The 11,947-nt window shown below is 55.0% G+C and carries 6 protein-coding genes and 2 pseudogenes; 6 read left to right on the top strand and 2 right to left on the bottom strand.

From position 1 onward, the window contains the following. Nucleotides 1-11: 11 nt before the first annotated feature. Nucleotides 12-884, bottom strand: a pseudogene (locus QMX97_RS08695) (DNA/RNA helicase, superfamily II protein); the annotation flags it as partial. Nucleotides 885-1,464: 580 nt separating this feature from the next. Between QMX97_RS08695 and QMX97_RS08690 the strand changes: the two are divergent. After that, nucleotides 1,465-2,437, top strand: a pseudogene (locus QMX97_RS08690) (IS5 family transposase). 356 nt (nt 2,438-2,793) lie between these two features. On the opposite strand, the gene QMX97_RS08685 reads toward QMX97_RS08690, so the two are convergent. Next, entirely contained in the window at nt 2,794-3,906 is a 1,113-nt protein-coding gene (locus QMX97_RS08685) for a glycosyltransferase family 4 protein (RefSeq protein WP_282396727.1), read from the bottom strand. 893 nt (nt 3,907-4,799) lie between these two features. Here QMX97_RS08685 and QMX97_RS08680 point away from each other — a divergent pair. The 5 genes from QMX97_RS08680 (at nt 4,800) to gmd (ending at nt 11,926) form a co-directional block, all read left to right on the top strand. Beyond that, entirely contained in the window at nt 4,800-5,780 is a 981-nt protein-coding gene (locus QMX97_RS08680) for an IS5 family transposase (RefSeq protein ID WP_282396726.1), read from the top strand. Between the two features lie 614 nt (nt 5,781-6,394). Further along, a complete protein-coding gene (locus QMX97_RS08675; protein WP_282396725.1) occupies nt 6,395-8,134 on the top strand; it encodes a type I secretion system permease/ATPase in 1,740 nt (579 codons plus the stop codon). A 14-nt stretch (nt 8,135-8,148) separates the two neighbouring features. Beyond that, nucleotides 8,149-9,474: an HlyD family type I secretion periplasmic adaptor subunit gene (locus tag QMX97_RS08670; RefSeq protein ID WP_282396724.1), complete on the top strand. Its 1,326-nt coding sequence runs from the start codon at nt 8,149-8,151 to the stop codon at nt 9,472-9,474. Continuing rightward, nucleotides 9,471-10,883, top strand: a complete 1,413-nt coding sequence (locus tag QMX97_RS08665) for a TolC family outer membrane protein (protein ID WP_282396723.1) — start codon at nt 9,471-9,473, stop codon at nt 10,881-10,883. Before QMX97_RS08670 ends, QMX97_RS08665 begins: the two co-directional genes overlap by 4 nt. Further along, nucleotides 10,880-11,926, top strand: a complete 1,047-nt coding sequence (gmd, locus tag QMX97_RS08660) for a GDP-mannose 4,6-dehydratase (RefSeq protein WP_282396722.1) — start codon at nt 10,880-10,882, stop codon at nt 11,924-11,926. Before QMX97_RS08665 ends, gmd begins: the two co-directional genes overlap by 4 nt. The last annotated feature ends 21 nt before the right edge of the window (nt 11,927-11,947 follow it).

Raw genomic sequence — 11,947 nt, 5'->3', positions numbered from 1 at the left:
CAGGCATGCCGTCAGGCGGCCCTGGCCTCGCCTTCATCCGTTCCTGGAACGGTCTTCACCACGTAGCAGCGTTGAGGTCCTAACCCGGGCAAGCGAATTAAGCTGTACGCCTTGCCGTCGCTTCCCGGCTCAAGCACGCCGCGTTGCAGCAACTCCTTGTTCACCGCACTGATATTCATGCCCTTGAAGATCTCGGCCCTCCAGGCTTCAGGCAGCACGTAGTAGGTGTTGGTGGTGTGCAGGGCGTCGCCCATGCCGTGTTCCATCGTCTTGCGAAAGCCCAGCCGATCAATCGTGCGTGGGCCGTGCTCATCGATCTTGGCGGCGGCGGACTCCCAGCGGGTAAAGCGGCTTTCTCCAAACCGCTCGATGACCTGGCGCAGTCGAGCCAAGATCGCATCACCCTCGAAGTTACCGCCGCCGCCGCGCTCTGCCAGCCATGCATGCAGGCACACCCTTGCGGCGGTCGTGGCCGTGCCGTCGGGCCAATCGGTCACTCCGAAGGCAGTCGCCAATTCTCCGGCCGCTGCCGCGAGGCCGAAGCGAAGGGCGGCGCGCTGGGCTTGTCCAGTGGCCGAAGCGGGCAGGTTTTGGCTGATGAACTGTTCTACCGTGCGGCGAACGATCACCGACCACCTGAGCATTTCGCCAGGCGCGCACAGTGCATGCAGAAAGGCGGTGAGGGGGGGGCGTGGTATTTGGCTACACGGGCCTTGAGCGCATCGGAGAGGGCAGCAGCATCCTCAAAAACCCTTCAACACATCGAACATACCGAGGCCTTTGCTCGCATCCGCCAGCACGACGAGCATGCGCACTTCCATGCACGCTTTCAGCTACCTATTGGCATCCGCCATGCGCTGCGCCCACGTCTTTTCGCCAGCCGAGCGCGGTGGGCCCACCAGATATGGCCTGTCATAGAAAGAGTTTGTGCTGCAGCTGTGTGGTCTTGCCCTCGGAGCCGTCCCCGTAAATGGAGAAAACCTCCCGGCTAATACCCGAGCAGGTTCGGCACCGGGCCTGCAAAGACCGCTGAGACGATAATGCGCGTGTTCCTTGCCGCCGTTGGCGCCTTTGCGCTTCGCAGTGGATCACACCGGTCGATCTTCTTAAGAGCGACGATTAAAAGCCAGAAACAACAAAGCCCGCACAGGGCGGGCTTCGTTGGGGTTTCATAGACTGTCTGATACAGCCAGAAACTAGTATGTGGTGCACCCGGCGGGATTCGAACCCACGACCCCTGCCTTCGGAGTCCTAAAAGTCGACGTTTAGAATCAATACGTTAGCGGGGATTAGCCGGGGAATCAATGGGTTGTGGTAGCGGAGGTTAGCTGGTTTTCGCCGTGGTTAGCGGGGTGAGTGTGGCAAATTTGTGGCATTAGCAGGCCTTTTTGAAAAAGGCCAGGCCGAATTGGGTTTTGGCAAACTACCCGACATTTTCTTCAATGTCAGCGGCAGACCCAGCCGATGCATGGACCCGACCTCAAGCAAAACTACCTGTTCAGCTACACGACGCTGGAACAGTGCATCCCCAAGGATCACCCGCTGCGGGCCTGATTGCTGCAGGTAATTTACACCGTGCGCTCCGAGCGCCAACTGGTTACAACTCGATTCTAATCTGCTCTTTCGCTGGTTCTTCGGCCTGTCGATGGACGAGCGAGTGTGGGATGACTCGACCTTCTGCCAGAACCGTGACCGCCTTTTTAACCAGAATATTGCGCGTTTGTTCTTCAGCACATCAAGTCGCTGGCTCAGGGGTCGCAGCACGCCAGTGATGAGCATTTCAATCTGGATGGCACGCTGATCGATGCCTGGGCTTCGCATAAACCCTTAGTCAAAAGGACGATGGCGGGAGGCCGGATGATGAGGCGCCAGAGGGGGCACCAGCAATAACTACCTCGATTTCAAGGGTAAGAAATGCGGCACCAAGGCTCATCAATAGACCACAGATTTCCCAGGCCCGACTTGCCCGCAAAAGCCTGTCTGATGGCAGTCGCTTGGCTCATATGGCCCACACGCTGATGGAAAACTCGTAATGGGCTGATCGTGGATGTGGAATGCGCCGAGTTTAATGGGCGTGTTGTAGTGGGGCTGCTTTGCAGATGTTTGAACGCACGGCCAAACCTGGTAGCACCGCGGGTGCGGACAAGAGCTACGACCAGAAATTTTTGTCCAGATGACGCGTGATTTGAGGGTAACGGCGGATATCTCGAGAAAGACCATCAAGAGAGTAATCGTTGGCCGCACGACACGTCATCCGGGCTATGGTGTCAGCATGAAATACGTAAGCGTATCGAGAAAGGCTTTGGCTGGTTAAAGACCGTAGGCGGTCCGCGCAAGACCGAAGCTGATCGGCCGCGGAAAGCTCAGCGCGAAGCTGCTGCTGGGCTTTTCGGTGTACAGCTTGATCCGGTTGGGGCAGTTAGGGCTTAGTTTTTAAACGGCCTATTAATATCATACCAAAAACACTATTTGCGGATCCCTTAACTTATGACCCATACGAGTAGGATTTTTCATCGCTCCCAATCGATTTTTTTGGCGCGCTTTGCTGAGTGCAAGCTTAAACTATCTCTAGATAGGTCAAGTAATGGAAACGACTCGGTCTGCTCAGCCATTCCTTTGATGGCAATGGTTAAGTCTTAGGCCTGCATTCATAAGCTGTGACGGTAGGATTGCAAAATCAGTGAGTGGCTGATCAAACACTAAGTGACTAAACAAAGAATACCTCGAATAGAAGAGATTGTGGCCGTAGGAAGAGCTAACACTCTATATTGGCGATCCTTGACCTTGGCTGTTTCAACGCATTAGAAGATCGCGGTATATGCGCACAGTGCTTGCACACATTTGGTCGGCTGTGAATAGCTTTTCGAATCGAATCTTGGCCTGGGTGCCGAAGGCCTGAGCCTGATCAGTATTGTTCCATAATCTTGTTAGTGCTTCACGCAATGCCAGCGGCGAGGAGGGCGGCACGGCCAGTCCTGTTTGTTCGTGGATATTAACGTATGTGGTGCCGGTACCTATTTCACAAGAAATCAACGGCTTACCATACATTGCTGCTTCGAGCAGCGAAATACCAAAAGCTTCAGATCGCAAGTGGGAAGGAAACGTCAGTGCGTAGCATAATTGCAGCAGGCAGGCCTTGTCATCATCGTCCAATCTGCCCAGAAAGTGAATATTGCGCAGGCCTAAACGCTCTGATTGCGCCTTGAGAGCTTGCTCTTCTGGCCCGGTGCCGATAATCACCAAGGGGTAGTCCACGCCTTCGAGGGCAGTTAGCAAACTGTCCAACCCCTTGTAGTAACGTAACACTCCTACGAACAAGAAAAACTTCTCGGGCAACTGCTTTCGCCAGTGCATTGTGCGTTGCTCTGACACCTGCGGATAAGCTGCCCGATCTAGCCCGTAAGGTACCACCAGTGTCTTGTCGGCATATGGCCGGAGCGCCTCGCTCGTGCGTTGATAGTTGGGTGATGCAACCAGGATTCGGTCCATACTGCCCAACATTTTCTTCATGAGTGGCGCATAAAGCTTCAGCAGCGAGCGCTGCTTAATAACGTCTGAGTGATAGCTGAGTACTGTAGGTTTGCGATGGCGGGTAGCAAAATGTACGACATCCATCCAAGGCCAGGGGAAATGAAAATGTATAAGATCCGTCTCGGCAGCCATAGCCTTGAATGTTGAAAATACTTGCGCTGAAAAGCCCGTCGACGCTAGGTTGAAGCTTTCGTTGGCGCGAGTAACTGTATGGTCGGAGATCTGGATGCGTGGTGGTAAGGGCGTTGCGCTTAGCGTGAGAACTTGGCTCTCCACGCCAAAAGCACGACTGCCTTGGCAAAGCTGGTACACCACCTGTTCGATCCCGCCCGTGGTGTCCGGATAGTAAGTCTTGAAAAAATGTAGAACGCGCATTTGGGCTCATTGGTAGTGCTGGGGGATGAGTCAGACTGATTTGGTCATAACGCCTTTATAGGCGCGCGCGCCGCACCCAGCTAGGAATAGGAAGGACACCCGGCAACTGTAACCTCGGCTAGGTGCATCGCCAACTGTTATGAAAAGAATTTTGTGAATGAGCCTCATGAAATACAGCACACCGACCCGATTTAGGTAAAGGATCTGAAAACGGGTATGTTTATGACTGGCTGCAACGATAAAGGGGGCGGGTTGATCGGTCAGAAACGCTGGCGTCGCTGGCTATCGCCAGAGACTGGCGATTGTTCGTCAGAGGCTTGAACCGGTGGGGGCGTGTAGGTGGTGGCTCAGCGCATAGGGACAACGCCAACTAGCCGTTCCTGTAGGTATTGTAAGTCAGATGGGGGTCTGTCGGCGGTTGATACTGGTGAGGCGGTAGCATTCTCTTCAGAACTGAGCGATGCGCTCAAGCAGATCAGCGAGTTGCGCCATTATGGCTGCCCCTGTTGGGGCCTGTATAGTCGCGGCCCTGACAGCCCAGCAGCTGCGAACGAGCAACACGAAGCGTGTTTATCGCGTCATGCGCAGTCATGACTTCTAGTTTTGACATGAACAGGAGCTTGGCGAACCGCGGAATATAGAGGCCGCATCGCCACCAGACAAAGCGCTTGACGCTAGTGTTCAGATGGTTTGGCGTCCCTTGTAACAACGATCCTAAGTTAAGCCCGACCTTTACCCTGGGCTGCTGTAGGCGAGGAGCGACGGATGGGTCGGCAGTCCAGCAGGCTACAGCGACGGAGGCATCAGAGAGCGGTGCTTGAGAGCCTAGGGAAATCCTGAAAAAGACTTCCTGATTTGGCAAAATCCACGGACACCAATCGCCGAGCTTTTCAATGAAGCAAATGACCTTCGCCGATGCCGAGTACGCCGGTAAGCGCAAGCAGACCCGCAAGGAATTGTTCCTGATCGAGATGGATCGGGTCGTACCCTGGAAGGGTTTGATTGCCCTGATCGAACCTCATTACCCGAAGGGCGAAGGGGGCCGTCCGGCCTATCCTTTGATGGCGATGCTGCGGGTTCATCTCATGCAGAGCTGGTTCGGTTACAGCGATCCTGCGATGGAAGAATCGCTGTACGAGACGACGATCTTGCGCCAGTTTTCCGGTCTGAGCCTGGAGCGGATCCCAGATGAAACTACCATCCTCAACTTCCGTCGCCTGCTGGAAAAGCACGAGTTGGCCGCCGGTATTCTCGGCGTGATCAATGGCTATCTGGGCGACCGTGGCTTGTCGCTGCGACAAGGCACCATCGTCGATGCCACGCTGATTCATGCGCCCAGTTCGACCAAGAACAAGGACGGCAAACGCGACCCTGAGATGCATCAAACCAAGAAAGGTAACCAGTATTACTTCGGTGCCAAAGCTCACATTGGTGTCGACGATGAGTCAGGGCTGGTGCACAGCGTATTGGTCACTGCGGCCAACGTCGCGGACATAACCCAAGTCGACAAACTGCTACACGGTGCTGAGAACGTGGTCTGCGCCGATGCAGGCTATACCGGTGTCGAGAAGCGCGAAGAGCATGCGGGACGCCACGTCATCTGGCAGATTGCAGCCCGGCGCAGTACCTACAAAAAACACGGTAAACGCAGCGCGCTGTACAAAGCGATGCGCAAGATCGAGAAAGCCAAGGCCCAGGTTCGCGCCAAGGTTGAGCATCCATTTCGAGTGATCAAGCGTCAGTTTGGTTATACGAAAGTGCGTTTCCGAGGCTTGGTGAAAAACACTGCTCAGATGGTGACGCTGTTCGCCCTGTCGAACCTTTGGATGGCGCGTCGATATTTGCTCTCCAGCGCAGGAGAGGTGCGTCCGTAATGAGGGAAATAGCTGCTGCGAGGAGCGTTCAGCGGAAAAAATGGATGGAATAGGCGGCAGACGTGATCGGTTTTGAACGGCTGCCGTTTTTTGAAAGCACCTATGGCTCAGCAGTCGAAAAATAGCGGCCTACTTCAGACCATCCCTAGAGAGGCGTTTTTGCGCTTATCCGTCGAGCACGCCAGTGCCATGACTGAGCGATAAAAGCTTTACCTAAATTGCCGAGTAGCGTGGAATGTCTGCTCGCTAGATCGGCTTGCAGCCTATGGCCGTACGCAGCCCACAAAGCGATGGCCTGGCAAAGACCGTCGTGATCGATCAAGCGTATCCCGCAGCGCATATGAGTGGGAGACGGCGCTGCCCAACCTGGCGATTGTCTTCGAGCACCACGAGCAGTGCCATCAAAAAACCATTTGGGATTCGGTCGCCGAAAGAATTCATGCTGCTCGGTAGTAGCATCGATTTAACGGGAAGGTTGTGTCGGATCTGGGGGCGAGAGGTTCAATATCACAGTGGAGTCCACAAAGCGGCTTTTCTTAGCAGGTTTTTCATTTAACAAGGGAAAGCCAGTGGTACACTCTCGCGCTTTTCATACCTGTGGCAGTTAGGTAACTATGCAAAAAAATCATGAAAACAGCTTGCAGGCCGCGCTAAAAGCTTGTAAAGGCAGTTTCATATCGGTTGGCATTTTTAGTTTGTTTGTCAACGCCCTCATGCTCGTACCTACGTTCTACATGCTGCAGGTTTATGGGCGAGTCATAACCAGCGGTAGCTTGACTACGCTGCTGATGCTCACTCTGATCATGACGGCTTTGATGGTGACTATGGGCGCGCTTGAACTGGTACGTTCGCGCATTATGGTGCGCGTCAGTACCAAGCTGGACATTCTGCTGAGTCGAAATCTATATCGGGCGAGCTTTAAGCGTGCCTTGGAAAGTGGCGGGATGGATGCTTCTGCTCAGGCAATGAATGACTTGACCGGCCTGCGCCAGTTCATGACAGGCACCGGGCTTTTTGCCTTTTTTGACGCGCCCTGGCTGCCAATCTACATCGCTGTGATGTTCATGTTTCATCCTTGGTTTGGTTGGATGGCCATTGGCTGCGCGATCATCTTGACGATTCTGGCGCTCGTTAACGAGCGCCTCACCGGCAAGCCACTGGCTGCCGCCAACAAAGAAAATATTGCTGCCAGCCTCTACACCAGCAAGAACCTGCGTAACGCCGAAGTCATCGAGTCCATGGGTATGCTCGACACGCTAATAAACCGTTGGGCTCAGCGTCAGAAAAAAGTGCTAATCCTGCAGTCCGTCGCCAGTGATAAAGGCGGCGCTATGACCAACGTATCTAAAACCTTCCGCATGCTGGTGCAGTCGCTGATCTTGGGACTGGGTGCATTTCTTGCGATTGAGCACGAGCTCAATCCCGGCTTGGTGATCGCCGGTTCCGTCCTGCTGGGTCGCGCACTCGCACCTTTGGATCAAATTATTGGCAGCTGGAAGGGTTTCATCGGTGCGCGTGCCCAATACTCCCGGCTCAGTGAGGTGCTAGCCAAGCAGGAAAGCGAGCCTGAACGCATGGCATTGCCCGCGCCGCTGGGCAATATTTTGGTTGATAACCTGTTTATCACTGCGCCGGGTGGAAAAACGCCGATTATCAAGGGCATGAGTTTCTCTGTCCCAGCAGGTCAAGTAGTCGGAATTGTGGGTCCGAGTGCTTCGGGTAAATCCACCCTAGCTCGAGCTCTCATGGGGATCTGGCAGCCGCAGCATGGCGTAGTTCGGCTCGACGGTGCTGACATTGCCAACTGGGACAAAAGCCAGTTGGGCCCATATGTGGGGTATTTGCCTCAGGACATCGAGTTGTTTGAGGGCAGCATCAGCGAAAACATCGCGCGTTTCTCCAAAATCGAGCCGGAGGAAGTCATCAAGGCAGCCCGCATTGCTGGCGTGCATGAAATGATACTGCTCCAGCCTGATGGTTACGATACGGTCATTGGCAGCGACGGTGTAAATCTCTCGGGCGGCCAGCGTCAACGCGTTGGCTTGGCTCGCGCTTTGTATGGCTCGCCGCGGCTGATCATATTGGACGAGCCGAACTCTAACCTTGACGAAACAGGTGAGCAGGCGCTCGCGGAGGCAATCGCTCAAATGAAAGCTATTGGCTCAACCGTTTTCGTCATTACCCACCGTACCAGCATTCTTTCTCAGGTTGACCGTCTAATGGTGATGAGCGGTGGTGGGATCAGTCTTTACGGTCCGCGTGATCAAGTCATGGCTGAAATCAACAAGCAACATCTCGCCACTCAAAAACCTGCCGCTCCGGTGGCATCAGGCGCCGCGCCTACCAGCGCCTGACAGGACCTATGTCTATGACTTCGAATGCATCTGTTACAACCGCCCACGAATTTGACGGGGTCCCGGTATCGGACAAAAACGTGCGCCGCGTAGGTTTCTGGATTGTTTTCCTGACCTTCGGTGTCTTCGGTTCTTGGGCTGCTTTCGCGCCGCTTGACAGCGCAGCCTACGCGCCAGGTGTGGTCACGGTGCAAAGCTACCGTAAGACCGTTGAACATTTGGAAGGTGGTATCGTCAAGGATGTTTTGGCCCATGATGGCGACATCGTCAAGCGCGGCGACCCAATAGTGATCTTGGACGATTCGCAGCTTAAAGCTGAGTACGAAACTACTTATAGCCAGTTAATTGCCTCGAAAGCCATGGAGGCTCGCCTGCGCGCCGAGCGCGACGATTTATCGACAATAGATTTCTCCTCCCTGCTGCCTGCCAGCACGCCGCGTGGTCAAGAAGCGCGCGACAGTGAAACCCAAGTGTTCAACGCCCGTCGGGGTGCGCGCTTAGGTGAGGTGGCAGTTCTCAAAGAGCGTATTGGCCAATTGAACCAGCAGATCAAAGGCACCGAGGCCATGATCGGCACCAAGCAAAACCTGGGAAAATCTTACACCGGCGAAATCGGTGAGCTAGACGAGTTGCTCGCCCAGGGCTTCGTCGACAAGCAGCGCTTGCTTGAACAACAACGCAAGCTCGACATGCTCAAGTCGGAAATGGCAGACCACCGATCGTCCATTACCAAAACCCGATTGCAAATCAATGAGACCGAACTGCAGATGCTGCAGATCAACAAAGATTTCAACTCCGATGTGGTCAAGCAACTGGCTGAGGTGCAAACCAAGGCCTATGACCTGCAGGAGCGCACCACAGCTCTCCGAGACCGCCTGAGCCGGGTTGTCATTCGCGCGCCTGAAGACGGCATGGTCATCGATATGAAAGTCCACACTATCGGCGGTGTTATCCGACCCGGCGCGCCCATTATGGATATCGTACCGTCGGTATCCAGGTTGATCGTCGAGGCTCACGTTCCGCCCGTGGATATCGACCGTATCGGCGTCGGCAAGCTGGCAGACATGCGTTTTAGCGCATTCAGTGCTGCGACGACGCCAGTTATCGAGGGCGAAGTCATTCAGGTGTCTGCCGACCGTATGACCGAAGAGCGTACTGGCCAGCCGTATTATCTGACTCGCGTGCAAGTAACGGAGGCAGGTCAGCACAAGCTGGGCGACCGCAAGCTGCTGCCCGGCATGCCCGCCGATGTGCTGATCAAGACCGGCACGCGGACCATGCTGCAATACATTCTGCAGCCTGCACGCAACGCTATCTCCCAGTCGATGATCGAGGAGTGACCGTGCGCCTTTTGTCATGTTTGTTATTGGGCATGCTTGCGGTGCAAGTGCAGGCGGCAGAGCCCAAAACGGCTGAGCCGAACAGTCCCAAACCTGAGGCGAAGAGTGTCAGTGCCAAACTCTACTCCGCTGACTTGTTGCAATTGTACGGGGAATCGCGCCTGGAAGACCCGCGCGTACTCGCCGCTTATGCCCGGAGGCAGCTTGGCGCGGAGCAGGAGCGGGAAGCGTTTGGTTCATTGTTGCCACAAGTTACGGCCAGTGCGGGCGCCAATCGCATCAAGCAGGTCAATGAACAGGTAAACCAGATCTACAATAGCGAAAACTACAGCATCGGCCTCAGCCAAGTGCTGTACAACAAAGCCAGCTGGGAGAACTACAGGAAGTATCAGAGCATGGCAAAGCAATCGGCGTCAGAGGCCGATGAAGCTCAGGCCGAAGCCACCGTAGATTTGGCACAACGATATTTCGCAGCCCTTGCAGCGGATGACGAGCTGGAACTGGTCCAGGCCGAGCGTCGCGCCACTCAGAAAAACCTCGACCAGATCGAAGCGATGTATAAGCGGCAATTGGCGATGATTACCGATCTGCTCGACCTGCGCGCAAGGGTCGACTCGCTAGCGGCCCAGGAGGTTGACGCAAGCAATCAGGTGCGTCTGAGCCGCGCCGCGCTCTCAGAAATTGTAGGCCGTCCTGTTACCGAGCGTCTAAGCCGCGTTCGCAACGATGTGCAATTGAAGGTGTCCGAGCAGAGCCTGGAAAGCTGGGTTGAACTGGCCCAGTCCCAGAACCCCAATATCCAAGCCAACCTCAGCGCAGTGGAAGCTGCCGAAGCCGGTGTGCGCGGTGGCAAGGGCGGGCACTACCCGACGTTGAGCCTGAACCTTAACGCTCAGAACACCAATGAAGGCTATAATAATTCCTTGGCCCCGAAAACGGACAGTTATGTAGCAGGGGTGCAGCTGTCTGTTCCTATCTACAGTGGCGGGTCTACCTCTGCGCGCGCCCGGGGGTTGTATCAACAGCAAGTCGCCGCTGAGCAGCAACTGGAGGCGGCGCGGCGCCAGGTAGTTAAGGAAACCATTAACGCGTACCTGACCGCAGATTCAAGCGTCGAAAAAATTCGTGCCAATCGCAACGCATTGGCGTCGGCCGAGCAATCCAGGGTAGCGTCGGAAAAAGCCTTCAAGTACGGCGTAGTCAACGCCGTTGACGTGCTGACAAGCGTCCAAAACGAGTTCAAGGCGCGCCGCGACCTCCTCAAAACGCAATATGACTTCATTACCAATTTGTTCATTCTCAATCGCTGGGCCGGGAAGCTGTCGTCCGAGAGCGTAGAGAGCGTGAATGTATGGCTGAGCAATAACAGTAAAACTGAGCCGGTTCTGGAACGGGAAACTACACAATGACGAGCAACCAAAAGAACGCCATCATCACTGGTATCACCGGGCAGGATGGCGCCTACCTGACCCAACTGCTGCTGGAAAAAGGCTACAAGGTCTACGGCACGTACCGTCGCACCAGCTCGGTTAATTTCTGGCGCTTGGAAGAAGTTGGCGTGCTCGCACACCCCGGTCTGGAGCTGGTTGAGCACGACCTTACCGACCTGTCTTCAAGCATCCGTCTGATACAGCGCGCGGCCCCTGTCGAGGTTTATAATCTGGCGGCGCAGAGCTTCGTAGGTGTTTCCTTCGACCAGCCGCTGACCACCGGTGAGATCACCGGTCTGGGTGCCGTCAACTTGCTCGAAGCCATTCGCATCGTTGACCCCAAGATCCGCTTTTACCAGGCGTCCACCTCGGAAATGTTCGGCAAAGTCCAGCAGGTTCCCCAAACCGAAGCGACCGACTTCTATCCACGCAGCCCTTATGGAGTGGCCAAACTCTATGCGCACTGGATGACCATCAATTATCGCGAATCCTACGGCATCTTTGGATCGAGCGGCATCCTGTTTAACCACGAATCGCCGCTACGCGGCAAAGAGTTCGTGACACGCAAAATCACAGACGCGGTTGCACGGATCTCGCTGGGCATGCAGAAGGTGCTGGAGTTGGGCAACATGGATGCGAAGCGCGATTGGGGCTTCGCAAAGGAATATGTCGAAGGCATGTGGCGCATGTTGCAGGCCGACGATCCGGACACCTTCGTATTGGCTACCAATCGCACTGAGACTGTGCGTGATTTTGTCACGATGGCGTTCAAAGCCGTGGATATCAGCATCGATTGGAAAGGCAGCGCCGACAACGAGCATGGTATAGACACCAAAACCGGTAAAACCGTCATCCAGGTCAACCCCAAGTTCTATCGCCCGGCTGAAGTTGAGTTGCTGATAGGCGACCCGGAAAAAGCAAAGCGAGTCTTGGGCTGGGAAGCTCAGACCAATTTGGAGCAACTTTGCCTATTGATGGTCGAAGCTGATCTTAAACGAGCCAGAAACGGCAACTCTTTCTGAGACGGCAATAGCGCAGGTAGA

It is taken from the genome of Pseudomonas sp. PS01298, from assembly GCF_029959745.1.
Classification (GTDB): Bacteria; Pseudomonadota; Gammaproteobacteria; order Pseudomonadales; family Pseudomonadaceae; genus Aquipseudomonas; species Aquipseudomonas aylmerensis.
Note: the sequence above shows the minus strand (reverse complement) of the source record. Positions and strands in the feature narration are given on the sequence as shown.